Source organism: Kitasatospora sp. NPDC098652, from assembly GCF_044760155.1.
Lineage (GTDB): Bacteria > Actinomycetota > Actinomycetes > Streptomycetales > Streptomycetaceae > Kitasatospora.
The window spans coordinates 374,701-396,748 of sequence record NZ_JBIWAQ010000006.1 but is presented as its reverse complement, the minus strand read 5'-3'; the positions used below and the strand labels follow the sequence as shown (position 1 = coordinate 396,748).

The 22,048-nt window shown below is 73.7% G+C and carries 24 protein-coding genes; 14 read left to right on the top strand and 10 right to left on the bottom strand.

The features are described 5' to 3' along the window. The first annotated feature begins 98 nt into the window (after window positions 1-98). A complete protein-coding gene (locus ACIQWA_RS17285; protein ID WP_402483268.1) occupies window positions 99-632 on the top strand; it encodes a hemerythrin domain-containing protein in 534 nt (177 codons plus the stop codon). Between the two features lie 6 nt (window positions 633-638). Here ACIQWA_RS17285 and ACIQWA_RS17280 read toward each other — a convergent pair whose 3' ends face one another. Both ACIQWA_RS17280 and ACIQWA_RS17275 read right to left on the bottom strand, forming a co-directional pair. Next, window positions 639-1,427 (bottom strand): VOC family protein, encoded by a 789-nt coding sequence (locus ACIQWA_RS17280; RefSeq protein WP_360237415.1) that lies wholly within the window; start codon window positions 1,425-1,427, stop codon window positions 639-641. Between the two features lie 121 nt (window positions 1,428-1,548). Next, window positions 1,549-2,130 carry a Uma2 family endonuclease gene (locus ACIQWA_RS17275; RefSeq protein WP_402483265.1) on the bottom strand — a complete coding sequence of 194 codons (582 nt, stop codon included), beginning with the start codon at window positions 2,128-2,130 and terminating at the stop codon, window positions 1,549-1,551. A gap of 221 nt (window positions 2,131-2,351) precedes the next feature. On the opposite strand from ACIQWA_RS17275, the gene ACIQWA_RS17270 reads away from it, so the two are divergent. The 4 genes from ACIQWA_RS17270 (at window position 2,352) to ACIQWA_RS17255 (ending at window position 7,076) form a co-directional block, all read left to right on the top strand. Next, window positions 2,352-3,032, top strand: coding sequence for a TetR/AcrR family transcriptional regulator (locus ACIQWA_RS17270; RefSeq protein WP_360237411.1), 681 nt, complete (start codon window positions 2,352-2,354; stop codon window positions 3,030-3,032). A gap of 194 nt (window positions 3,033-3,226) precedes the next feature. After that, on the top strand, window positions 3,227-4,735 hold the full coding sequence (locus ACIQWA_RS17265) for an MFS transporter (protein WP_402483263.1): 1,509 nt from the start codon (window positions 3,227-3,229) through the stop codon (window positions 4,733-4,735). Window positions 4,736-4,992: 257 nt separating this feature from the next. Beyond that, a complete protein-coding gene (locus ACIQWA_RS17260; protein WP_402483260.1) occupies window positions 4,993-6,606 on the top strand; it encodes a cytochrome bc complex cytochrome b subunit in 1,614 nt (537 codons plus the stop codon). A gap of 29 nt (window positions 6,607-6,635) precedes the next feature. After that, window positions 6,636-7,076 carry a PPOX class F420-dependent oxidoreductase gene (locus ACIQWA_RS17255; protein WP_360237405.1) on the top strand — a complete coding sequence of 147 codons (441 nt, stop codon included), beginning with the start codon at window positions 6,636-6,638 and terminating at the stop codon, window positions 7,074-7,076. A gap of 379 nt (window positions 7,077-7,455) precedes the next feature. Here the strand turns inward: ACIQWA_RS17255 and ACIQWA_RS17250 are convergent, their stop codons facing one another. Continuing rightward, window positions 7,456-7,725, bottom strand: coding sequence for a DUF1876 domain-containing protein (locus ACIQWA_RS17250; protein WP_360237401.1), 270 nt, complete (start codon window positions 7,723-7,725; stop codon window positions 7,456-7,458). A gap of 157 nt (window positions 7,726-7,882) precedes the next feature. Here ACIQWA_RS17250 and ACIQWA_RS17245 point away from each other — a divergent pair, with 157 nt between their 5' ends. The 3 genes from ACIQWA_RS17245 to ACIQWA_RS17235 all read left to right on the top strand — a co-directional run bounded on the left by ACIQWA_RS17245 (window position 7,883) and on the right by ACIQWA_RS17235 (window position 10,154). Continuing rightward, window positions 7,883-8,725, top strand: coding sequence for a YndJ family protein (locus ACIQWA_RS17245; RefSeq protein WP_402483256.1), 843 nt, complete (start codon window positions 7,883-7,885; stop codon window positions 8,723-8,725). Continuing rightward, window positions 8,722-9,312, top strand: coding sequence for a DUF1990 family protein (locus ACIQWA_RS17240; RefSeq protein WP_402483253.1), 591 nt, complete (start codon window positions 8,722-8,724; stop codon window positions 9,310-9,312). Before ACIQWA_RS17245 ends, ACIQWA_RS17240 begins: the two co-directional genes overlap by 4 nt. Before the next feature lie 137 nt (window positions 9,313-9,449). Further along, a complete protein-coding gene (locus tag ACIQWA_RS17235) occupies window positions 9,450-10,154 on the top strand; it encodes a hypothetical protein (protein WP_402483250.1) in 705 nt (234 codons plus the stop codon). Window positions 10,155-10,200: 46 nt separating this feature from the next. Here the strand turns inward: ACIQWA_RS17235 and ACIQWA_RS17230 are convergent, their stop codons facing one another. From ACIQWA_RS17230 to ACIQWA_RS17220, 3 genes are all read right to left on the bottom strand, one after another. Further along, window positions 10,201-10,953, bottom strand: a complete 753-nt coding sequence (locus ACIQWA_RS17230) for a zf-HC2 domain-containing protein (protein ID WP_402483247.1) — start codon at window positions 10,951-10,953, stop codon at window positions 10,201-10,203. Then, on the bottom strand, window positions 10,950-11,510 hold the full coding sequence (locus ACIQWA_RS17225; RefSeq protein ID WP_402483244.1) for a sigma-70 family RNA polymerase sigma factor: 561 nt from the start codon (window positions 11,508-11,510) through the stop codon (window positions 10,950-10,952). Before ACIQWA_RS17225 ends, ACIQWA_RS17230 begins: the two co-directional genes overlap by 4 nt. A gap of 61 nt (window positions 11,511-11,571) precedes the next feature. Continuing rightward, complete coding sequence (locus ACIQWA_RS17220) at window positions 11,572-12,150, bottom strand: hypothetical protein (protein WP_402483241.1); 579 nt, start codon at window positions 12,148-12,150, stop codon at window positions 11,572-11,574. A gap of 161 nt (window positions 12,151-12,311) precedes the next feature. Here ACIQWA_RS17220 and ACIQWA_RS17215 point away from each other — a divergent pair, with 161 nt between their 5' ends. The 5 genes from ACIQWA_RS17215 (at window position 12,312) to ACIQWA_RS17195 (ending at window position 17,265) form a co-directional block, all read left to right on the top strand. Further along, complete coding sequence (locus ACIQWA_RS17215) at window positions 12,312-12,701, top strand: thioredoxin family protein (RefSeq protein WP_402483239.1); 390 nt, start codon at window positions 12,312-12,314, stop codon at window positions 12,699-12,701. An 87-nt stretch (window positions 12,702-12,788) separates the two neighbouring features. Continuing rightward, window positions 12,789-13,523: an alpha/beta fold hydrolase gene (locus ACIQWA_RS17210; RefSeq protein WP_402483235.1), complete on the top strand. Its 735-nt coding sequence runs from the start codon at window positions 12,789-12,791 to the stop codon at window positions 13,521-13,523. A 109-nt stretch (window positions 13,524-13,632) separates the two neighbouring features. Further along, complete coding sequence (locus ACIQWA_RS17205; RefSeq protein ID WP_402483232.1) at window positions 13,633-15,078, top strand: dihydrolipoyl dehydrogenase family protein; 1,446 nt, start codon at window positions 13,633-13,635, stop codon at window positions 15,076-15,078. Window positions 15,079-15,232: 154 nt separating this feature from the next. Continuing rightward, window positions 15,233-16,327 carry a WD40/YVTN/BNR-like repeat-containing protein gene (locus tag ACIQWA_RS17200; RefSeq protein WP_402483229.1) on the top strand — a complete coding sequence of 365 codons (1,095 nt, stop codon included), beginning with the start codon at window positions 15,233-15,235 and terminating at the stop codon, window positions 16,325-16,327. 182 nt (window positions 16,328-16,509) lie between these two features. Further along, window positions 16,510-17,265, top strand: coding sequence for a GNAT family N-acetyltransferase (locus ACIQWA_RS17195; RefSeq protein WP_402483227.1), 756 nt, complete (start codon window positions 16,510-16,512; stop codon window positions 17,263-17,265). Window positions 17,266-17,294: 29 nt separating this feature from the next. On the opposite strand, the gene ACIQWA_RS17190 is transcribed toward ACIQWA_RS17195, so the two are convergent. Further along, the gene (locus ACIQWA_RS17190; protein ID WP_402483225.1) at window positions 17,295-18,257 is read right to left on the bottom strand and encodes a DUF4436 family protein; all 963 of its coding nucleotides are present in this window, start codon (window positions 18,255-18,257) and stop codon (window positions 17,295-17,297) included. Between the two features lie 156 nt (window positions 18,258-18,413). Here ACIQWA_RS17190 and ACIQWA_RS17185 point away from each other — a divergent pair, with 156 nt between their 5' ends. After that, a complete protein-coding gene (locus ACIQWA_RS17185; protein ID WP_402483222.1) occupies window positions 18,414-19,493 on the top strand; it encodes a LacI family DNA-binding transcriptional regulator in 1,080 nt (359 codons plus the stop codon). On the opposite strand, the gene ACIQWA_RS17180 is transcribed toward ACIQWA_RS17185, so the two are convergent. The 3 genes from ACIQWA_RS17180 to ACIQWA_RS17170 all read right to left on the bottom strand — a co-directional run bounded on the left by ACIQWA_RS17180 (window position 19,486) and on the right by ACIQWA_RS17170 (window position 21,891). Then, a complete protein-coding gene (locus ACIQWA_RS17180; protein WP_402483219.1) occupies window positions 19,486-20,523 on the bottom strand; it encodes a sphingomyelin phosphodiesterase in 1,038 nt (345 codons plus the stop codon). The two genes, ACIQWA_RS17185 and ACIQWA_RS17180, sit on opposite strands and share 8 nt — an antisense overlap. Before the next feature lie 230 nt (window positions 20,524-20,753). After that, window positions 20,754-21,272 carry a GNAT family N-acetyltransferase gene (locus tag ACIQWA_RS17175; RefSeq protein WP_402483216.1) on the bottom strand — a complete coding sequence of 173 codons (519 nt, stop codon included), beginning with the start codon at window positions 21,270-21,272 and terminating at the stop codon, window positions 20,754-20,756. A 133-nt stretch (window positions 21,273-21,405) separates the two neighbouring features. After that, window positions 21,406-21,891: a molybdopterin-dependent oxidoreductase gene (locus ACIQWA_RS17170; RefSeq protein WP_402483214.1), complete on the bottom strand. Its 486-nt coding sequence runs from the start codon at window positions 21,889-21,891 to the stop codon at window positions 21,406-21,408. Between the last annotated feature and the right edge of the window lie 157 nt (window positions 21,892-22,048).

The following is a 22,048-nucleotide window of genomic DNA, read 5'->3' as shown; positions in this document are numbered from 1 at the left end:
GCCCGGCGGCAGCCGGACCGAGGGTTCCGCGCGGCGGCGCCGGATACTGGACAGTACGGGGGGGCGAGTCCTGATCCCGGACGAGAGGCGGGCACGCCATGAGCCGCAGGCCGGACATCCTCGGCGAGTTCACCGCCGACCACAAGGCGGCCACCGACCTGCTCGACCGCGCCGAGGCGGCGCCGGCCGGCTCGGCCGAGCGCGGCGAGCTGGTCACCAGACTGACCGATCTGCTGTTCAGCCACTGCGCCGCCGAGGAGGAGCACCTCTTCCCGCTCGTCCAGCACGACGTGCCCGAGGGCGGCACCCTGGTGTTCAGCAGCATCCACGACCACCTGGCGATCGGGCAGTACCTCGCCGACCTGCAAGGAGTCGGCCCGGCCGACCCGGCCTTCGACACCCTGCTGCGCGGCCTCGGCGACACCCTCCGGCGGCACCTCACCGGCGAGGAGAAGACGGTCTTCCCGGCCGCCCGCAAGGCCCTGCCCGTAGCGACCCGCGCGGCGCTCGGCGAACGGCTCCGGGCGCAGCGGGCGGACGTCGAGTCGGCAGGCAGCGAAGCTTCGGGCAGCGAACCGGCAGGCACCCAACCGGCCGGCGCCGAGCCTTCGGGCACTGGCCCCTCGGGCTGAGGCCGCTCAGCTCTTCGGGCTGATCACCGCGAAGCGGGCGCCCTCACGGTCCCGCAGCCGGGCCACCCGGCCGTACGGGGAGTCGAAGACCGGGCCGATCCCCGCGCCGCCCAGCTCCACGGCCCGCGCCACCGCCCGGTCGGTGTCGGGGACGGCGAAGGAGACCTCCCAGTGCGGCGGCGGGCCGGCCGGGCCCTCCGCCTGCTCCTTGGCCAGCGCCGCGACGCTGTGCCCCTCCGCGCGCAGCACCACCCGGTCGTGCTCCCAGCGGACCTCGAAGCGCTCCGGGTCCCGGCCGTCCCAGCGGAACACCTCGCCGTAGAACAGCGCCGCCGCGAACGGGTCCGGGGTGCGCAGCTCGATCCAGACCGGCGCACCCGGCAGGTTCAGCCTCCGGGCCCGGCCCAGCGGGCCCTCCCAGATGCCGAACACCGCCCCGGCCGGGTCCGCCGCGAAGGCCACCCGCCCGGCGTCGAAGGCCAGCGGGCCGACCGCCAGGGTCGCGCCGCGCTCGCGCACCGCGTCGGCGGCGGCGTCGGCGCTCTCCGTCCCGAAGTAGCTGGTCCAGGAGACCGGCACCGCCCCGAGGCCCGCCACCCCCAGCCCGGCCACCGCCTCCCCGCCGGTCACCGCGTGCACGTACGGGCCGAAGCGCTCCGGCCCGGGCTCGAACTCCCAACCCAGCAGCGGACCGTAGAACCCCGTGGCACTCTCCAGGTCCCGGGCCATCAGGCTCACCCAGCACGGAACGGCCGCCACGCAGCGCACCTTCGCGGTCGTCTCCTCGCTGCCCATCGCGGACCTCCTCGCCGACCCGGCCGCCGGGCCCCTCCCGACTCCCGCGGCCCACCGGCCGCCCGGGACGCCCACACCCTACGGCGGCCGGGGTAGCCCGTCCGGGAAGGCACGACCAGGCTCAGCGCACCCAGTTCTTGAGCGGCTCGGTGTCCAGGGTGATGCCGACCGGGTCGGGCAGGCGGACGCTCCTGCCGAAGGGGAGGGTCTGGACGGTCTCGTAGCGGACGCCGTCCGGCTGGCTGTGGACGACGACTTCGGCGGAATCGCGGTCGATCAACAGGTAGACGGGGATCCCGGTCTCGGCGTACGCGCGGGGCTTCTCGACGCGGTCACGGCGGTCCGTGTCGGAGTCGTAGGAGGTGACCTCGACAACCATCAGGACGCCATCGGCATTCGCCCACTCCCCCTGACTGCCGAACGTGCCGCTCGGCGCGAGCGTGCCGTCGGGGCGCGCGTGGCCGCCGCGGCAGGTCTCGACCTTCAACCCCTGGTCGTACAGCCACAACTCAGGACGCGACTGGATGCAGATCCGCATCAGCCACTCGGTGATCAGGCCGTGGTCTCCGTCCGGCACGGGCTTGACCCCCAGCTTCCCGTTGATGAACTCCGGCCAGATGCCTTCGACGGTCCGGCCCAGTCGGCGGACGAACTCCTCGAACTGCTCGGGCAGCATCTGGGGGCGTTCGGAGATCGCGGTCACGGGCTCTGCTCCTTCGCCTGGGCACCCGCCGGGTGCAACGAGCGCACCGGCGAGTGGATACGCGGGCGGCCGGTTCTGACGACAGCCGACCGCATCCCATCCACACATGGATGTGACGCAGGTCACAGCGCGGGAGGAAATTGCGGGGACGGATTCCCCGTTTCCGAGTACGTTGGAGAAAGCGGGGAGAACTTCCCCGGTATCCTGGAGGAGCAGTCGCCATGACCACCGTCGCCGCAGAGCCGGCCCGTTCCACGGGGAGTGTGCGCACGCCGAAGTTGCGTGCGGACGCGAGCCGGAACCGGGAGCGGATCGTGCTGGCGGCCCGGGACGCGTTCGTCGAGCACGGTGCCGAGGTGCCGCTGGACGAGATCGCGAAGCGGGCGGGGGTCGGCAATGCCACGCTGTACCGGAACTTCCCGGACCGCACGGCGCTGATCCAGGAAGTGGCGCTGCTCGTCAAGAACCGCATCCTGGCCCTCGCCGAGACGGCGACGGCCGAGGCGGACGCGGGAGTGGGCGGCGGTCCGTTCGACGCTCTGCAGCGGTTCGTGCACGCGACCGTGGCGGAGAAGGTCGGCGGGCTCTGCGCCGTCTTCACCAGTACCGTCGATCCGGACGACCCGGAGTTGACCGAGACGCGGGAGCGCCTGCGGTCCGCCGTGAGCGGACTGATGGAGCGCGCCCGGGCCACCGGCGAACTCCGGCCGGACGTCGACCACGGGGACCTGTTCGTCGCGATGAGTCAGCTGACCCGGCCGCTGCCGGGCACCTCCTGCCAACTGCTCGACGAGTTCGTCCACCGCCACCTGCAGCTGTTCCTGGACGGCCTGCGCGCGCCGGCCCGCTCGACGCTGCCCGGCCGGGCCGCGACCTTCGAGGACTTCCGCCCTCGGCACTGACCGACCACCTGGACCCACCACTGATCCGAGTCCGATCCGACCCACTCGCACCCCACCTTCCGCGACCTTCCGCGCGACTGACCGGAGTCGTCTCCGGGCGCCTCCGCGCGCCCTCGCACCCGTACGGCAACCTGCCGTTCCCGTACGGCAGTTGACCGTTCTCGCACACCACGCACCGTGAAATGGGTACCCCCATGTCTCAGACCGACGCCGCACAGGCGACGATCCCCGATCCCAGGCGCTGGAAGGCGCTGATCTTCATCGGCCTCGCCCAGCTGATGGTCGTCCTCGACGCCACCATCGTGAACATCGCCCTGCCGTCCGCCCAGACCGACCTGGGCATATCCGACGGCAACCGCCAGTGGGTGATCACCGCCTACGCGCTGGCCTTCGGCGGCCTGCTGCTGTTCGGCGGCCGGATCGCGGACCTCTGGGGCCGCCGGCGGACCTTCATCGTCGGCCTGACCGGCTTCGCCCTCGCCTCCGCGCTCGGCGGCGCCGCGGCCAACACCGCGATGCTGCTCGGCGCCCGTGCCCTCCAGGGCGTGTTCGGCGCCCTGCTCGCGCCGGCCGCGCTGTCCCTGCTCGCCGTGACCTTCACCGAGGCCAAGGAGCGCGCCAAGGCGTTCGGCATCTACGGGGCGATCGCCGGTGGCGGTGGCGCCATCGGCCTGATCCTCGGCGGCGCGCTGACCGAGTACCTGAACTGGCGCTGGACCTTCTTCGTCAACATCCCCTTCGCCATCGTGGCCATCGCCGGCGCCGTCATGGTGATCCGCGAGCCGGCCGGCGGCCGCAACCGCAACAAGCTGGACATCCCCGGTGTGCTGCTGGTGACCACCGGCCTGGTCTCGCTGGTGTACGGCTTCACCCGCGCCGAGTCCAGCGGCTGGACGGCCGGCAGCACCATCGCGCTGTTCGCCGCGGCCGTCGTCCTACTGGGCGCCTTCGTGCTCGTGGAGCGCTCCGTGGCCGCCCCGCTGCTGCCGCTGCGCGTGGTGCTGAACCGCAACCGCGGCGGGGTCTACCTGTCCCTGGGCATGGCCGTGATCGGCATGTTCGGCCTGTTCCTCTTCCTGACCTACTACCTGCAGGTCGTGCGCGGCTACAGCCCGGTGCTGACCGGCGTCGCCTTCCTGCCGATGGTGGCGGGCATGATCACCGGCTCGACCCAGATCGGCGCCCGGCTGATGACCCGCGTCCCGGCGCGCTACCTGATGGCGCCGGGCTTCCTGACCGCCTCGGTCGGCATGTTCCTGCTGACCCACATCGGCCTGGACACCTCGTACCCGGCGCTGATCCTGCCCGGTCTGGTCCTGATGGGCCTGGGCATGGGCACCGCCTTCATGCCGGCGATGAGCCTCGCGACCCACGGCGTCCAGCCGCGTGACGCGGGCGTGGCCTCGGCCATGGTCAACACCTCGCAGCAGGTCGGCGGCGCCATCGGCACCGCGCTGCTGAACACCATCGCGGCCAGCGCCACCACCAGCTGGCTGACCTCGCACCACGCCGCCGCGGCGGACAAGGCGGTGCAGCTCCAGGGCATGGTGCATGGCTTCTCGACCGCGATCTGGGTGTCCTTCGGGATCCTGGTGGCGGCCGCCACCGTCGCCTTCACCCTGATCAACGCCGGCCAGCCCGGCGCCGCGGGTGCGGACTCGGGTGCGGCGAAGAGCGACGAGGTGCCGGTGCTGGTGCACTGACCCTCGCGGGCCCCACGGGGTGACTCGGGTGCGCATGCGGCCCGTTCGGTGTCTTCCACGACACCGGGCGGGCCGCTCGCCGTTTCCGGACCGCTCGCCGTTTCGGGGCGGGCCGCCCTTTCCGAGCAGGCCGTCCGTAAACGGCGAGCCGCGACGGAACGGGCCCCGGGTAGAAGTGGGGATCAGTCCCCGATTATTGTGACCTCAGTGCGAATCGGGGACTGATCCCCGCTTCCTTCGGACTGAGGTGCGTGCACATGACCCGGAATCAGAACCCAGGGCGGGGGCAGCGGGCCGCCGACTGGGCGGACGGCCGGCTGGGGATCTACTCCCTCGCCAGGGCCAACCTGCGCAAGATCTTCCCGGACCACTGGTCCTTCATGCTGGGCGAGATCTGCCTCTACACCTTCCTGATCATCATCCTGACCGGTGTCTGGCTGACCCTGTTCTTCAAGCCGAGCATGGGCGAGGTGGTCTACAGCGGCTCGTTCGTCCCGCTCAAGGGCGTCCCGATGTCCGAGGCCTACGCCTCCACCGTGGACATCAGCTTCGAGGTCCGCGGCGGGCTGCTGATCCGGCAGATCCACCACTGGGCGGCGATCGTCTTCGTCGCGGCCATGTTCGTGCACATGATGCGGGTGTTCTTCACCGGCGCGTTCCGCAAGCCGCGCGAGATCAACTGGGTCTTCGGCTTCCTGCTGCTGTTCCTCGGCATGCTGGACGGCTTCTTCGGCTACTCGCTCCCGGACGACCTGCTCTCCGGCACCGGGATCCGGTTCATCGAGGGCGTGGTGCTGGCCGTGCCACTGGTCGGCACCTACATCCAGATGTTCCTGTTCGGCGGGGAGTTCCCCGGGCACGACATCATCCCGAGGTTCTTCACCATCCACGTCCTGCTGATCCCGGGCATCATGCTCGGCCTGCTGGTCGCGCACCTGATCCTGGTCTTCTACCACAAGCACACCCAGTGGGCGGGCCCCGGCAGGACCGAGAAGAACGTCGTCGGCATGCCGCTGATGCCGGTGTACATGGCGAAGGCCGGCGGCTTCTTCTTCCTGGTCTTCGGGATCGTCGCGCTGATGGCCGCGATCGCCACGGTCAACCCGATCTGGGCGTACGGCCCGTACCGGCCCGACCAGGTCTCCACCGACGCCCAGCCCGACTGGTACATGGGCTTCGCCGAGGGCCTGATCCGGGTGATGCCGGGCTGGGAGATCGGCCTGTGGGGGCACACCCTCAACCTCGGGGTGCTGATCCCGTTCACGCTGTTCCCGGTGATCCTCGGCGCAATCGCGGTCTACCCGTTCGTCGAGAGCTGGGTGACGAACGACGCCCGGGAGCACCACCTGCTCGACCGGCCGCGCAACGCACCGGTCCGCACCGCCCTCGGCGCGGCCTGGATCAGCGTCTACCTGGTGATGCTCGCGGGCGGCGGCAACGACCTCATTGCCACCCATCTGCACCTGTCGCTCAACTCCATCACCTACGCGGTGCGGATCGGCTTCTTCGTCGTCCCGGTCGTCGTCTTCGTCGTGACCAAGCGCTGGTGCCTGGGCCTGCAACGGCGGGACCGCGACAAGGTGCTGCACGGGCGGGAGACCGGCGTCATCAAGCGGCTGCCGCACGGCGAGTTCACCGAGGTGCACGCCGGGCTGGCGCCCGCCGAACTGCACCGGCTCACCTCGCACGAGCAGCCCCGCCCCCTCGAACTGCCGCCCGCGGTCGACGAGAATGGAGTGGCCCGGCCCGCGGGCGCGCTCACCCGCACCCGCGTGCGGCTGTCCCGCGGGTTCCACGGCGAGCACGCCCGGATCGAGAAGCCCGGCGTCGAGGAGTACCGCGAGATCACCGAGGGCCACGGTCACCACTGACCCCGCCCCCCTGTGCGAGGGAGGAGATCATGCACGACCCCACCGACCGGCTCGCCGACAGCAGGTACCTCCTGCTGACCACCTTCGGCGACGACGGCAGCCGACTGGACTCCCAGCTGTGGGTGGTCGCGGACGGCCCGGCGCTCGGCGTCTGGACCCCGGCCCACTCCGGCGAGGCCGAACGGATCCGCCGCCACCCACGGGTGCTGATCGGCCCCTGCGACGCCCACGGGCGCCCCACCGGCCGCCGGCTCCCGGCCCGCGCCCGGCTCTGCGACGCCGACGCGACCGCGCGCTACCGCACCTCGCTGATCAACAAGTACGGCCTCACGGCGCTGATCGCGCTGGCCCGCAGCCGGTTCCGGGTCGGGCTGTCCGGCACGGTCGGGATCCGGATCACCCCGAACGAGCTGGAGCAGCGGCTGGTCGGGCCGGAGTGGCGGCCGCCGGGGACGTACTGCGTCAACTGAGTCAACTGAGCGGTGCGGAAGGGCTTTCGGGCGCCTCGGCGCCCGCCGGGTGCCGGGACCCGTGGGGACGGGGGCCCGGCACCCGACGTTTCCGGACGCTCGGCGTTGCCGGGCGCACCACGCTTGGGCGCGCTCGCGTCTCCCCTCGCACGGGGTGCGGGGAGCCTCGCGGATCAGGCCCCGTCGTCCGGTGCCCGGGCGAGGTCCCCCGGTTCACAGGCCTCCCGGCCGGTCCCCACGTGCACGACCCTGACCGCCCGTTCGGGGCCGCCGGGGACGACCCGCTGCTCGTGCCCGCAGCGCGGACAGATCAGCGGGATGCGCGGCCGGTTCGGGTCCCGTCCGGCTCGGCCCTGGCCGCCGTCCGGGTGCGGGGCGGTCACGAGAGCGGGTGGGTCGGGACCGGGCTGACGTCCTGGATCTCGCCGTGGGCCTTGGTGAGCAGCTGCGAGGCGAGGTCGTTGAGTGCGCGGGCGCCCGCGATCTCCTCGCCCACCCGCAGCTGTTCCGGGTCGGAGGGGTGGCGGCTGCTGTAGCCGTGGGCCCGCACCTCCGTACCGTCGCCGAGCCTCAGCAGGGCGGCGGCGCTGGTCCGCGCGCCCTCCTCGCGGAACTCCATCTCGATGTGCCAACCGACCAGAGTCTGCATGGCGGATCACCTCCATCGGTTACTCCTCCAGAGTGCGCCGCACCCAGCGTGAACACCAGGCCAGCCGGACCGGGGCCAGGTTGAACATGTTCAACTCGGCGACGTAGAGTCGCGGACGAAGGGTATTTGAACGCGTTCAAGAGGGGGTGTGCCCGCCATGGACAAGGGCACGACCGAACTGGTCGACCTGCTGGTCCTGCTCGGTATGGGCGCCGTCCTGCCGCTCGGCCTGGCCCTCGTCGACGAACCCGGGCTGGCCCGGATCCGCCGGCTCTGGCCGCTCGCCGCCGTCCCCGGGGCGCTGTCGCTCTGGCTGCCGCGCGGCGGTCTCGCCACCGCCACCGCCGTCCTCTACGCCCTCGGCACCCTGGCCGTCGCCCTGCACGCGCCCCGGCGACTGGCCCGCACCCGCTCGCTCGCCCCCGCCGAGATCGCCGTGCTCACCGCACTCGCCGCGCCCTCGGTGGCCGGGGTCGCCCTGGTCGCCGAACGCTCCGGCTACCCGCTGTTCGGCTTCGAACCGCACATCCTGGCACTGACCGTCCCGCACTTCCACTACGCCGGATTCACCGCCGCGCTGGTCGCCGGACTGGTCTGCCGCGCCTCGGCGCCCGGCTCCACGGCGGCCCGCTGCGCGGCGCTCAGCGTCCCGGCCGGCACCCTGCTGGTGCTCGCCGGGTACTTCCTCGGCAACTGGTGGCAGTTCGCCGGGGCGGTCGTGCTGAGCAGCGGGATGTGGCTGGTCGGCCTGGTCAGCTGGCGCGACCTGCGCACCCGCTCGGCCGACCCGGTCACCGCCGGGCTGCTCACCGTCTCCTCGGGCGTGCTGGCGCTCACCATGCTGCTCGCCCTGTGGTGGGCGCTCGGCCGGGCCGCCGGACTCCCCCACCCCACCCTGGCCTGGATGGCCGCCACCCACGGCCTCGGCAACGCGCTCGGCTTCGCGCTCTGCGCGCTCCTCGCCTGGCGCCGGATCACCACCGCGGAGGACGCCCGATGAACGACCACAGCACCCCCGGGACCGGCCACGGCCACCCCGGGACCGGCCACAGCCACCCCACGACCGACTACAGCTACCCCGAGCAGGGCGCCAGCCGCACCGGCGAGCTGCCCGCCGGCTACCACCACCTGCGGCACCGGGCCCCGATCGGCCACGGCCGCGCCGCCCTGGAGGTCGCCGGGGCCGCGCTGCTCGGCTGGCGGATGCACCGGCTGGCCGGCGTCCGGATCGACGCGGAGGCCGACCGGGCGGCCCCGGGCGTCGCCGTCCGCTGCGCGATCGGCGTCGGCCCGCTGCGGGCGGGCGCGCCCAACCGGGTGCTGGCCGTCGACGACGGCCCGGACCGGTACGGATTCACCTACGGGACCAGGCACGGGCACCTCGGCCGGGGCGAGGAGACCTTCCTGGTCGAGCTGGCGCCCGACGGGACGGTCTGGTTCGGCGTCACCGCGTTCAGCCGGCCGGTCGCCTGGTGGGCCCGGCTGGTCGGCCCGCTGTTCCCGCTCCTCCAGCACGCCTTCGCCCGGCGCTGCGGCCGGGTGCTGGCGGCGGTCGCGGCGGACGCGGTGCAGGGCGGACCGCGCTGAGCCCCACCCGGCGGCGGCCCGAATCCGCCTGCCGTCCGAACCGGGCCTGCGGCATGATCGCCGGATGACACCGCCGCCCACGGTGCCGGTTCCGGCCCCCGGGCGGACGCCCCCGAGGACGGCGAGGAGCCGACGCCGTGACCAGCTTCCACACCCACCGGGCCCTGGTGCTCGACACCGCGCTGCCCGTCCACCGACGCCACAGCGCCCTGCGCACCTGCCTGACCGGCTTCGCCCCGTACGGCCTGCGGGCGACCTACCACCACCTGACCCTCAGCGCCCGGATGCCCCGGCGCCTGGAGGCCGACCCGCAGTCCCTGGTGCGGGCGGTGGAGGAACTGCACGAGGCGCGGCAGCTGTGGCTGGCCCGGGCGGAGCGGTACGCGGCGCAGCGGCGGGCCGAGAAGCGGGACGGCCGCCGGGCGGCGACGCCGGTGTGGTGGAACCAGCCCCGGTGGACCTCGCCGAACGACGCCTGGCGCCACGACCCCTTCCTGCACCCGGCGTTGAGCCTGCCCGACTACGTCCGACGGCAGAACGCGCTGTTGGACGGGGCCACACTGCCGGGCTGCCCGGCCTGCGGGGAGGAGGGACCCGCGGTGGAGGTGTCGACCGGCCACGACCGGGCCGAACTGTGCCGCACCTGCGCCCGGGTGCTGGTGCCCTGCCCGTGCGGCCGGAGGCACAGCTTCCGGCCGGAGCTGCGGGTCGACTGGGGCCGGACCTGGCGGCGGGAGCACACGACCGACGACGGCGAGCCCCGCCCGCACTGGCCCGAGCACCTGGGCACGGCCCGGATCGAGCGCCTGGTCAGGTACGACGGGCCGCACCCGGGGTGCTGAGCCGCCCTGCCGGTGCCCCGTACCCGGTCATGTGCCCCGTGCCCGGTCACCCCCGGTGCGCGGGGACGGAGACCAGCAGGGTGTCGGAGTTCTGGACCCGCACCTCGAAGTGGTCGATGGCGCCCGGCTGCATGGCCGCACCGCCGGTGGTGCGCAGCACACCCGGGGCGTCGGGTTCGCCGTAGCCGTCCGCCGGGACGTACCAGGTGGTGACCGTCTGGTGCTCGCCGCCGTGCGAGACGGCGACCAGCCGGCAGGTCAACGGGCCCTGCACGCCGGAGAGTTGCAGGTTGACCCGGCTGCCCCAGGTGGTGCCGTCGACACCGACGGTGGCCTTGGCCCCGGTGGCCGGGTCGCTGGCGCTGAACTGCTCGGCGACGGCGACCACGGCGGGCGTGGTCTCCGCGGTGAGCACCGCGGCCGTGACGGCCGGGCCGGCCGCGACCATCGCGGTCGCGGCCAGGGCGAGCACCAGCCGCCGCACCCGGCCACGCCGCCGGCCGGCCGTGACCTCGGCGATCAGCCGGTCCAGGAGCCGCCCGTCCGGCGTCGGCGCGAAGTCGGCCGGGTCCAGTCCGGCGGCCCGCGCGGACGCCACGTACTCGCCCAACATCGGCTCCACGAAGCCCAGTTCGCCGACCTGTCCGGTGCACTGCGGGCAGTCCGCCAGGTGCAGCTCGAAGCCCGCGCGCTCGGCGGGCTCGAGCAGGCCGAGGACGTACGACGCGACGTCCAGGTGCTCGGAGCCACCGGACGGGCCACCGGGCGGGCCGGGGGCGGGGGCGGGCCGCTCGATCACGATGTCACTCCCCGTTCCTCCAGCGCGAGCCTGAGCGAGCGCAGTGCGTAGAACACCCTCGACCGGACGGTCCCGGCCGGGATGCCGAGGACGGCGGCCGCCTCCTTCGCGGTGCGGCCCTTGAGGTAGGTCTCGACGATGATCTCCCGGTGGGCGGGCGAGAGGTCGGCGAGCGCGTCGGCGACGGTCATCATCCGCAGCGCCCGGTCGATCTCGTCCTCGGCGGGCAGCTGTTCCAGGACCGACGCGTCCACCTCGTGCGGGCGGGCGGCGGCGCTGCGGTGGTCGTCGATCACGATCCGGCGGGCCACGGTGACCAGCCAGGGGCGCAGCGAGCCGGCCTGCGGGTCGAGCCGGTGGATGTTGCGCCAGGCCCGGACCAGGGTCTCCTGGACGACGTCCTCGGCGCGCTGCCGGTCCCCGGCGACCAGGTGGAGCACGAAGCCGAACAGCGGACCGGCATGCTCGCGGTACAGGGCCCGCATCAGCTCCTCGTCCGCGGCCCCCGGGCCGTGTGCGGCGGGGTGCTCATCGGTCACCACTTCATCGTTGCGCACCCGGGCCTCCCGGTCGAGGGCGGTGGTCGGTAGTGGGTGGTGGTGGTCGGGCGGCCGTCGGTCAGTAGCCCGACGACGGCGGGGTGGGTGTCGGTGTGGGGGTGCTCGGCGCGGGGGTGGCGGGCGCCGGGGTGCCGCCCGGCATCGCCTTGCCGCCGGTCGGGGTCACCGCGAACCACTGACCGGCCACGCCCTCGCCCTTGGTGTCGCCGGGCTTGGTGTCCGGCGAGTAGCGGTAGACCGGCCAGCCGTTGACGGTGACCTGCTTGGTGCCGTCGTCGCGGGTGAAGCTGCCGACCAGCTTGCTGTCGATGCCCTTGACCGTGATGTCGCCGTTGGCGTGCTCGGGCGGCCAGAGGGTGGCGCAGTTACCGTTGCAGTACGAGTCCGAGGGGTTGCTCTGGTCCTGGTCGAAGCGGTAGAGCGTGAAGCCCGCACTGTCGGTGACGATGGTGCCGAGCTTGGGGTCGTCGGCGGTCCGGAGGGTGGCGGCGGCCGGGGCGCCGGCGCTGCTCGACGGGCTCGGTGCGCTCGACTTGCCCGATCCGGACGACCCGCAGCCGGCGACCAGGGCCGCCGCGGCGAGGCCGGAGGCGGCGAGCACAGCGGCCCGGCGGCTGCGGGGTGTGGTGCTGCGCATGGGGAGCCTCCCGCGTCGGTGAACGGACTGGACACCCCTCAGTACGGACGGTGGCCGCCCGGTGCTCAGTCCCGGCCGGGCCCGGAATACCCCGTCGGGCATCACCGTTGTCCCGGGCGCATGATCCGTACCGGCACCTTCGGAAGGGAAGGATCCGCGAGATGAGCAACACGGTCGAGCTGACCACCGAGAACTTCGACGACATCATCCCCGGCCCGGAGGGCAAGGACTTCGTCCTGATCGACTTCTGGGCCGGGTGGTGCGGGCCGTGCCGCCAGTTCGCCCCGGTGTACGAGAAGGCCGCGGAGCGGCACTCGGACCTCGTCTTCGCCAAGGTCGACACCGAGGCCCAGCAGGAGCTGGCCGCCGCGTTCGGCATCCAGTCGATCCCCACGCTGGCCATCATCCGCGAGGGCGTGCTGATCTTCTCCCAGGCCGGGGCGCTGCCGGAGCCGGTGTTCGAGGACCTGATCGGCCAGGCCCGCGAGCTGGACATGACCGAGGTCAAGCGCAAGGTGGCGCAGGAGCAGGCGGCTGAGGGCCAGGCCTGAGCCCTGAGCCCTGAGCCCCGAACCTGAGCCCTGAGCCGCGCCGGGAGCACCGGGGACGGGGGCCCCACCGCGGAAGGACGGTCCACCATGACCACGTTCGTACTGGTTCCCGGATTCTGGCTCGGCGCCTGGGCCTGGGACGAGGTGGCCGCGCCGCTGCGCGCGGCCGGGCACCGGGTCTTCCCGGTGAGCCTGCCCGGGCTGGCCGAACGGGCCGGTGAACAGGGCGACTTCGGGCTGGAGGAGCACATCGCGGACCTGGCCGACCTGCTGGTGCGCGAGGACCTGTGGGACGTGCTGCTGGTCGCGCACAGCGGCGCCTGCGCCCCCGTCGGCGGGGTCGCGGACCGGATGCCGGAACGGATCCGGCGGGTGGTCTACCTGGACAGCGGGCCGATGGCGGACGGCGGTTCGGTGTACGACCTGTGGCAGCCCGACTTCCGGGCCGAGGCCGACGCCACCGCGGTCGACGGCCGGCTCCCGATGCCCTCCTGGGAGTACATGGCCGCCCACGGCTCCAGCACCGAGGGCCTGGACGGGGCCGCGCTGGAACGGATCCGCACCCGGCTCACCCCGCACCCGGTCGGGGCGTACCGGGACCGGCTCCGGCTGACCGGCGCCGGGGCCGCCCTGCCACAGGCCCTGGTCACCTGCTCCTTCCCACTCGACCGGGTGCGGGAGATGATCGCGTCCGGCCACCCGTGGTTCGTCGGGATGGCCGGGCCGAACTGGGAACTGCGCGAACTTCCCACCGGGCACTGGCCGATGTTCTCCCGCCCGGCCGACACCGCCGCGCTGCTCGCGGAACTCGCGGCGATCTGATCACGGTTGGCGTGTTCGCCCGCGCTCCGGCCGGTCCGCGTCGCAGGATGGGGCGCACGCCGCACCCGGCCAGGGGCCGGGCGACCCGCGAGACCACGGAGGACGGGACATGACCAGCAGCACCACCGGGGAGTACGACGTCATCGTCCTGGGCGCCGGGCCGACCGGCGAGAACGTGGCCGACCGGACCGTCGCCGCGGGCCTGAGCACGGTGATCGTGGAGGCCGAACTGGTCGGCGGCGAGTGCTCGTACTGGGCCTGCATGCCGAGCAAGGCGCTGCTGCGCCCGGCCGCCGCACTGGACGACGCCCGCGCGGTGGGCGGCGCCCGGCAGGCGGTCGGCGACGGCCGGCTGGACGCGGCGGCGGTGCTGGCCCGGCGGGACTCCTTCACCTCGCACTGGAAGGACGACGGCCAGGTGCAGTGGCTGCGGGACACCGGCATCGAGCTGGTCCGCGGCCACGGCCGGCTGGCGGGCGTACGGACGGTCACGGTGGAGGAAGAGGACGGCACCGAGCGGGTGCTCACCGCCCGGCACGCCGTCGTCGTGTGCACCGGCAGCCGCCCGGTGCTGCCGGCCACCGTGCCCGGGCTGGCGGAGGCGCACCCGTGGACCAACCGGGAGGCGACCGGTTCGCCGACCGTCCCCGGGCGGCTCGCGGTGGTCGGCGGCGGGGTGGTCGGCGTGGAGATGGCCACCGCCTGGCGGGCGCTCGGCTCCGAGGTGGTGCTGCTGGTGCGCGGTGACGCGCTGCTGCCGCGGATGGAGCCCTTCGCGGGCGAGCTGGTGGCCGAGGGGCTGCGGGAGGCCGGCGTGGACCTCCGCTTCGGCACCGAGGTGAGGGCGCTGGAGCGGGCCGACGCCACCGGGCCGGTGGTGCTGACGCTCTCCGGCGGCGAGCGGCTGACCGTCGACGAGGTGCTGTACGCCACCGGCCGGGCCCCGCGTACCGCCGACATCGGGCTGGAGCAGGTCGGGCTGCGGCCGGGGAACTGGCTGGACGTGGACGACAGTTGCACGGTGCTGGGCGTGGACGGCGAGTGGCTGTACGCCGCCGGGGACGTCAACCACCGGGCACTGCTCACCCACCAGGGCAAGTACCAGGCCCGGATCACCGGTGCGGCGATCGCCGCCCGGGCCGAGGGGCGCGCACTGGACACCTCGCGCTGGGGCGCGCACTCCGCGTCCGCCGACCTCGCCGGAGCGCCGCAGGTGGTGTTCACGCGGCCCGAGGTCGCGGCCGTCGGCCTGACCCTGGCCGCGGCCGAGCGGCTCGGCCTGCGGGTCAAGGCCGTCGACCACGAGATCGGCAAGGTCGCCGGGGCCTCGCTCTACGCCGACGACTACCGCGGCCGCGCCCGGGTGGTCTACGACCTGGACCGGCAGGTGATCATCGGCGCTTGCCTGGTCGGCCCGGCCGTCGCCGAACTGCTGCACTCGGCGACCGTCGCGGTGGTCGGCGAGGTGCCGATCGACCGGCTCTGGCACGCCGTCCCCGCCTACCCGACGATCAGCGAGGTGTGGCTGCGGCTGCTGGAGGGCTGCCGGGGCTGACCCCTCCCCCGCGCACCCCCTCCCCCTCCGCGGGGGACGCGGCGCGGCGAGATGTGACCGCCGGTGGACGGCGGGACACTGGGCGGAGGGGCCGCGTCCGCCGCGCCCCGGGGGGCCGTCCAGGGGGGCCGCTCGCGATCAGGTGGTGTGAGGCATGACCGAGGTGCTGTTGGCCGTCGGAACCGAGAAGGGCCTCTTTCTCGGCCGCAGCCGCGACCGGCTGGACTGGGAGTTCAGCGGGCCGCACTTCCCGATGAACGCGATCTACTCCGTCTCGATCGACCGCCGTGAGGGCCGCACCAGACTGCTGGTCGGCGCCGACAGCAGTCACTGGGGGCCCTCGGTGTGGCGCTCCGACGACCTCGGCGCCCACTGGCACGAGCCGGCCCGCCCGGCGATCCGCTTCCCCGAGTCCACCGGCGCCTCGCTCACCCGGGTCTGGCAGCTCCAGCCCGCCGGCGCGGAGGCCCCCGGGGTGGTGTACGCGGGCACCGAACCCGCCGCCCTGTTCCGTTCCATCGACGGGGGCGAGAGCTTCACCCTGGTCGAACCGCTCTGGAACCACCCCCAGCGGCCCGAGTGGGGCGCCGGCTACGGCGGCCAGGGCCTGCACACCGTCCTCACCGACCCGCGCGACCCGCAGCGGCTGCTGGTCGCGGTCTCCAGCGGGGGCGTCTACCGCAGCAAGGACGGCGGCGACAGCTGGGAGCCCTCCAACACCGGCCTGCGCGCCGAGTTCTTCCCGCAGGAGCGCCAGTACCCCGAGTTCGGCCAGTGCGTGCACAAGATCGCCGCCGACCCGGTCCACCCCGACCGGCTCTACCTGCAGAACCACGGCGGGGTCTACCGCAGCGACGACTGGGGCGGGAGCTGGCGCTCCATCGCGGACGGCCTGCCCGCCGAGTTCGGCTTCGCGATCGCCGCCCACCCGCGCCGCGGCGACACCGCCTACCTCTTCCCGCTCGGCGGCTCGGACGACCGGATCCCGCCGGGCCGCCGCTGCCGGGTCTTCCGCACCACCGACGGCGGCACCAGCTGGCAGCAGTTGGCCCACGGGCTGCCCGGCGAGGACCACTACGGCATCGTGCTGCGCGACGCGCTGCGCACCGACGACGCCGACCCGGCCGGGATCTACTTCGGCAACCGGACCGGCGACGTGTACGGCAGCCGCGACGAGGGCGAGACCTGGTCGCTGCTGGTCTCCCACCTGCCGGACGTGCTCTGCGTCCGGGCGGCGGTGGTGGGCTGAGCCCCGCGGGGCAGGGGATCCGCCGGGCAGGGGATCCGCCGGGCAGATGGATCAGCCCGACAGGTGGATCCGCCGCTCGAAAACCGGTTGCCGGGGCGCTCCGGTTCTGGTGAGCATGGGCCGTCGACGAACGAACTCGTGACTCGCGTGACTCTCGCGACTTTCGTGAATGGGGTGGGGCCATGCCCGAAACGGACTGGGTGGTCAGGCACGACAGCGCCGGGGCACCGGTGCTGCGGTACCAGCCGGGCGAGCGGGAGGGGCGCCCCTGGGCCGACCTGCTGGAGGTGCTGGACGACTCGGCGGACGCCGTGGCGTACATCCGCGCCGAACTGGCGGGCTGGGTGGTCTCCGGCAGCCCCGAGCTCGGGCAGCGGCTGCTCGCCCAGGGGGCGACGGCCCTGCGCCACGCCCACACCCTCCGGCGGGACCTGCGCGCCGATCCCCCGCCCGCCGACTGGGCCGGCGCGCCGCTGCGCGAGGGGCTGCGGGCGGTGCCCTGCGACCGCTCGCCCGAGGAGCTGCTGGAGCCGTGGCGGGCCGCCTTCGACCCGGCGCACGTGGACCACTTCCCCGGGGACGACGCCCGGGCCCTGGCCGAGCGGATCGGCCCGCTGCTGGCCGGGAAGGCCATCGGCCCGGTGCTGCCGTCCAGCCTGCTCGCCGTGGACGCCGAGGACCGGGTGGTCGGCGCCGCCGTACTGACCGACCGTGACGGCCTGCCCTGGGTCGCCGAGGTCTTCCGCCACCCGCGGCGCGGCTACCGCGGGCTCGGCGCCGACCTGCTCCGCCGGGCGGTCGCGGACGCCGCCGGGCGCGGGCTGGCCGACGTGCACCTGGTGGTCTCCGAGGGCAACCCGGCCCGTCGGGTCTACGAGGCCCTGGGCTTCGAGCTGCGGGAGACCTCGCTGACCGTGCTCGTGCCGGACGCCGGCTGAGTCCTCCGGTGCCGAGGCCGAGCCGTGCGTCAGGGGCCGGACCCGCGCCCGCCCTCGACCCGGACGCCGCGCGCCACCACCATGGTCAGGCCCACCGCGACCAGCAGCTCCGCCCAGAAGAACGCCGCGTAGTCCAGCAGCGAGCCGATCGGCGGGCTGCCGGGAGCCGCGTTGCGCATGCCGACCAGGGCGAACAGGGTGGCCGCCATCCAGCTCAGGGCGGGCCAGATGATCCCGCGCCGCTGCCGGACGATCAGCCAGGCCGCCACCAGGACGGACAGCGCCAGCGCCCACATCGCCGCCATCATGAACCAGGCCAGGATGAAGGTGCTGCGCGAGCGGCTGATCCGCTCGGTGACCGCGACGCCGTTGCCCTCGCTGAGCTTCCCGTCCTGCTTGAAGACGAAGAAGGGGTCGCCCTCCGTCAGCCCCATCACCAGCGGGACGGACCGCCCGCCGACGGTCGCCGCGAAGCCGATGATCGCGTAGTAGCGGTCGAAGGGGTAGTCCGAGATCCGTCCGTCGAACAGGCTGAATGTCACCGTGCTGGAGCCGATCTGCTGGCCCGCCGGGTACTTGAGCACGGTCTGTTCCAGCGAGGTGGTCTCCAGCACCACGTCCCCGGTGGGCACCAGCGGGTTGTCCGCGGTCTGCAGGGCGCCGCGGAGCTGCGTGACGATCTTCGCGGTGACGGTCTGCGCGGCCGCGTCCACCCGCTGGAGCGTCACGTCGACCTCCAGGAAGTCCGGGCCGGGGGCGGTGGCGCCCACCACCTGGGCATGGCTGCGGCTGGAGCGCTCGTCGAAGTAGAGCAGCAGGCCCGCGGTGACGGACAGGACGATCGCGACCACCACCGTGTACGCCCGCCAGGGCCGGACCCTCGGCCGGGCGGTGCCCGCGACGGCGGAGCGCGCCCGGGAGTGGATCCGGACCCTCGGCCGGGCCGCCGGGCGTGCGCTCCGACCGGCCCGCCGCTGCGGAGGCGCGCTCATCGGCCTGCTCCCACGGTCGGCGGTGGCGGCAACGGGTGCCGCCCGTCCCGCCACCCTCCGGGCGGTGGCGGCCGGCCCGCAACCGGGGCGGGCCGATCGGGGCTTCCCCGGACGCGGAAACGCGCTGGTCGGAGCCGCTGTGTAGGCTCATCGGTCATGGCGAGGGTGACACGGGACGATGTGGCGCGGGTGGCGGGGACGTCCACAGCGGTCGTGAGCTATGTGATCAACGACGGACCGCGTCCGGTCGCGCCGGCCACCCGGGCCCGGGTGCTCGCGGCGGTGGAGGAGCTCGGCTACCGGCCCAACCGGGTCGCCCAGGCGATGGCCCGCCGCCGGACCGACCTGCTCGGCATGGTCGTGCCGGACGCCCGCCAGCCCTTCTTCGCCGGGCTCGCCCACGCCGTGGAGCAGGCCGCCACCGAGCACGGCCGGCTGCTGCTGATCGGCAACTCCGACTACGCGGACGAGCGCGAGGCGCACTACATCCGGGCCTTCCTGGGGATGCAGGTGGACGGGCTGATCCTGGTCACCCAGGACCCGGCCGCCCCCGGGCTGAGCGGCTTCGACTCGGCCGACGGCACCCCGGTCGTGCTGCTGCACCACCGCACCGAGAGCGTCGACGGCGTGGCCGTGGTGGCCGACGACGAGGGCGGCGCCCGCGAGGTGGTCCGCCACCTGCTCGACCACGGCCACCGCGAGGTGCACTGCTTCGGCGGCACCCTCGCGCTCAGCCCGCTCGACCCGGTCACCGGGCGGACGGCCGGCTGGGCCGCGGCCCTGGCCGAGGCCGGGCTGTCCACCGACGGCCGGCTCACCCCGGCGCCCTTCGACCGGGTCCGGGCGCACGCCGAGGCGCTCACCCTGCTGAGCCGGCCCGACCGGCCGTCCGCCGTGTTCTGCGCGACGGACGACCAGGCGATCGGCCTGCTGCGGGCCGCCGACGACCTGGGCATCCGGGTGCCCGAGGAGCTCGCGGTGGCCGGCTTCGACGACATCGCCGAGGCGGTGATCGCCGGACCGGCGCTGACCACCGTCACCACCGCGCAGGACGAGATGGCCCGGGCCGCGGTGGACCTGGTGCTCGGCGGACCGGAGCGCCGCGCCGCCGGGGCCCGGACCTTCCCGGCCCGGCTGGTGGCGCGGCGCTCCTGCGGCTGCCCGGCCGGCGCCCCTGCCGACTCGCCGACCCTGTCGGCGCCCCTGAACAACAGCCTTGGAGACTCGGTCAGTTGAGCTGGAAGGTGGCCTCGACCGGGTAGTGGTCGCTGGGCGCGACGGTGTCCGGCTGCCCCGGCACCCAGCCGGCCTGCGGGTCGAAGTCGATCTTCACGTCGGACATCGAGCTCGGCACCGGGCGGCCCGGGGCGTTGAGGTAGCCGATGTAGTCCAGGTCGTCCCGGTAGTCGGTCGGGAAGGTCTCCACGCCCGCCATGTACTGGCACCAGGAGGAGACCGGGCAGTCCATGGTGGTGCGGGCCTGGTTCGGGACGGTGGCCGGGGTGCCGAGCACGCCGTTCACCGCGTTCTGGGCGTTGGCGTAGTCGCCGCGGGCCTGGCCGTGGAAGTACTCGACGTTGAGGTCGCCGCCGATCAGCACCGGCGCACCGCTGCCCACGATGCCGTCGACCCAGGCGCGGATCTCGGCGAGCTGGCCGAGCCGGGTGGACTGGGTGGTGTCGGTGGAGGTGTCGGCCTCGTCCGCCTGGAGGTGGGTGCCGACCACCCACGCGGTGCTGCCGTTCTTCTTCACCTGCACCAGCGCCGCGCCCTTGTTGGCGTGGTAGTCCCAGGTGCCGTAGGTGGAGTTGCTGAACACATGGGCGTACTGGGCGGTGATCGGGTACTTGGAGAGGATCATCGTGCCGCCGTTGATGACGAACCACGAGCTGGAGCAGTTGCCGCTGATGCCCGTCCAGCCGCCGCCGGAGCAGGTCCCGCCGACCACCGGGGTGCGGTACGGGTAGAGGTCGGCGAGCTTGGCGTTGATGTCGGCGGTCGAGCTGTTGTTGAACTGCTCGTCCAGGACGACCACGTCGGCGTTGTGCTGCCGGACGATCTGCTCGATCACCGGGGTGCGGCGGGCGGCCTGCTCGTTCTGGGTGCTGTCGACGATCGCGGTGCCGAGGTCGACGTTGAAGGCGAGGACGGACAGCGTGGTGGGACTCGCCGCGGTGGTGGCGGAGGCGCTCGGGGCGGTGCCGCCGAGCAGCAGTGCGGCGGCGGCCGCCGAGGTGAGGGCGGTCGCCGTGCGACGCGAGAGCATGGGCGTTCTCCTGGGGGTCCGTCAACCGGTGGGGTCCGGACGGGCCGGGGTGACCGGCCGCCGGTGATTGGCGGGGGAACGCTAGCTACTGCTCGGTACGCAGGGAAGAACTCCAGGCGATCAGTTGCGATCGCTCCTGTGGCGCTGAGGTGTCTGTACAGCTCAGGGCGGTCGGCTGACAAGATGTCTGTACACCCTGGCATCCGCCGCCGGGTGCCGGGGAACGGCCGTCAGCCGTCCGACAGTTCGTCCGCGAGCAGGTCCATCAGCAGGTTGTCGTGCCAGGTGCCGTCCGGACCGCGCTCGTACTGGCGCATGGTGCCGACCGGGCGGAAGCCGACCTTGGTGTAGCAGCGGATGGCGGCCAGGTTGTCCGCGGCCGGGTCGATCACCAGCCGGTGGTAGTGGTGGTCGTGCACCAGGTACCGGGCCATGGTGCGCACGGCGTCCGTCCCCAGGCCCAGGCCGTGCACCGAGGGGTCGAGGAAGATGTCCATCCCGGCGTGCCGGTACTCGTCGTCGTTCTCGGCGTACCACTGCACGGCGCCGACCACCCGGCCGCCCACATCGATCGCGAAGGTCTCGGTCTCGGGCGCTTCCAAGTCCCGTGCGACCGCGTCGACCAGATCGTCACCGCCCCGCCAGCGGGCGAACACCTCGGGCGTACTGCGGATCGCCACCAGCGCCGGGATGTCGTCGGCGGTGGCCGGGCGGAGGGTGACCAGGGTGCCGTGCAGAATCGTCCCCATATGGGGCATGTTGGCACGGAAAGCCGCCCCCGGCCAGCGATTTTCCGGGGGTCCCGCCCGGCCCTGCGACCGGGGCGGGCCGGGGCCGCGGACCGGGGCGGACCGGGGCCGCGACGGCGGCAACCGTGGGCGGTCAGTCCGCGGCGGGCCGCTCCTGGTCACCGAGCGGGCCCAGCCAGACGGCGGTGACGGCGCTGACGTAGCGGGCGCCGCAGTGGTCGTCCGGGACGACCAGCTGCGGGCCGTCCGCGTCCAGCGGGGCGCCGTCCATGCTGGTGGCGAGCAGGATCCGGCGGCCACCGAAGTCCGGGTCGATCTCGGCCCAGGAGACCACCGCCCGGTGGCCGTCCGCACCGACCACGTTCAGCAGGAAGCGCAGCCGCTGCTTGCGGCCGGAGAAGTCGATCCGGGGCCGGGCGGCGAGCAGGACGTCCAGCAGGGCCGGGCCCTCGTAGCCGTGCCGCTGCTCGCCCTCGGTCAGGCAGTCGAAGCTGACCTCGACCCGGTGCGCGGGCAGGGTGCGCAGCTGCTCGACGGTCAGCTCGGCCGGCTCCTCGAGGTGGCCGTGCAGCCGGACGGTGGGTGGTGCCGGGGTCACGCCGGGGCCGGCCGGGGTCATGGCGCTCCTTCCTCCCGGGCCGCGCCACTGCGGCCCGGGAGGAGGACTACCCGAGGGGCAGCTCCCGCATTCGCGTTTGCGGTGCTGAATGCCCTAATTCAGCGGCAGCTGAGATGACTGGGCGATGGTTCAGCTCGCAAGTGCGAGGCCGGTCACA

Bases quoted from the DNA above. Each gene is read 5' to 3' on its own strand.
- ACIQWA_RS17285 (WP_402483268.1), top strand. From the start codon at position 99: ATGAGCCGCAGGCCGGACATCCTCGGCGAGTTCACCGCCGACCACAAG.
- ACIQWA_RS17280 (WP_360237415.1), bottom strand. From the start codon at position 1,427: ATGGGCAGCGAGGAGACGACCGCGAAGGTGCGCTGCGTGGCGGCCGTT.
- ACIQWA_RS17270 (WP_360237411.1), top strand. From the start codon at position 2,352: ATGACCACCGTCGCCGCAGAGCCGGCCCGTTCCACGGGGAGTGTGCGC.
- ACIQWA_RS17265 (WP_402483263.1), top strand. From the start codon at position 3,227: ATGTCTCAGACCGACGCCGCACAGGCGACGATCCCCGATCCCAGGCGC.
- ACIQWA_RS17260 (WP_402483260.1), top strand. From the start codon at position 4,993: ATGACCCGGAATCAGAACCCAGGGCGGGGGCAGCGGGCCGCCGACTGG.
- ACIQWA_RS17255 (WP_360237405.1), top strand. From the start codon at position 6,636: ATGCACGACCCCACCGACCGGCTCGCCGACAGCAGGTACCTCCTGCTG.
- ACIQWA_RS17250 (WP_360237401.1), bottom strand. From the start codon at position 7,725: ATGCAGACTCTGGTCGGTTGGCACATCGAGATGGAGTTCCGCGAGGAG.
- ACIQWA_RS17245 (WP_402483256.1), top strand. From the start codon at position 7,883: ATGGACAAGGGCACGACCGAACTGGTCGACCTGCTGGTCCTGCTCGGT.
- ACIQWA_RS17240 (WP_402483253.1), top strand. From the start codon at position 8,722: ATGAACGACCACAGCACCCCCGGGACCGGCCACGGCCACCCCGGGACC.
- ACIQWA_RS17220 (WP_402483241.1), bottom strand. From the start codon at position 12,150: ATGCGCAGCACCACACCCCGCAGCCGCCGGGCCGCTGTGCTCGCCGCC.
- ACIQWA_RS17215 (WP_402483239.1), top strand. From the start codon at position 12,312: ATGAGCAACACGGTCGAGCTGACCACCGAGAACTTCGACGACATCATC.
- ACIQWA_RS17210 (WP_402483235.1), top strand. From the start codon at position 12,789: ATGACCACGTTCGTACTGGTTCCCGGATTCTGGCTCGGCGCCTGGGCC.
- ACIQWA_RS17205 (WP_402483232.1), top strand. From the start codon at position 13,633: ATGACCAGCAGCACCACCGGGGAGTACGACGTCATCGTCCTGGGCGCC.
- ACIQWA_RS17200 (WP_402483229.1), top strand. From the start codon at position 15,233: ATGACCGAGGTGCTGTTGGCCGTCGGAACCGAGAAGGGCCTCTTTCTC.
- ACIQWA_RS17195 (WP_402483227.1), top strand. From the start codon at position 16,510: ATGCCCGAAACGGACTGGGTGGTCAGGCACGACAGCGCCGGGGCACCG.
- ACIQWA_RS17190 (WP_402483225.1), bottom strand. From the start codon at position 18,257: ATGAGCGCGCCTCCGCAGCGGCGGGCCGGTCGGAGCGCACGCCCGGCG.
- ACIQWA_RS17185 (WP_402483222.1), top strand. From the start codon at position 18,414: ATGGCGAGGGTGACACGGGACGATGTGGCGCGGGTGGCGGGGACGTCC.
- ACIQWA_RS17180 (WP_402483219.1), bottom strand. From the start codon at position 20,523: ATGCTCTCGCGTCGCACGGCGACCGCCCTCACCTCGGCGGCCGCCGCC.
- ACIQWA_RS17175 (WP_402483216.1), bottom strand. From the start codon at position 21,272: ATGGGGACGATTCTGCACGGCACCCTGGTCACCCTCCGCCCGGCCACC.
- ACIQWA_RS17170 (WP_402483214.1), bottom strand. From the start codon at position 21,891: ATGACCCCGGCCGGCCCCGGCGTGACCCCGGCACCACCCACCGTCCGG.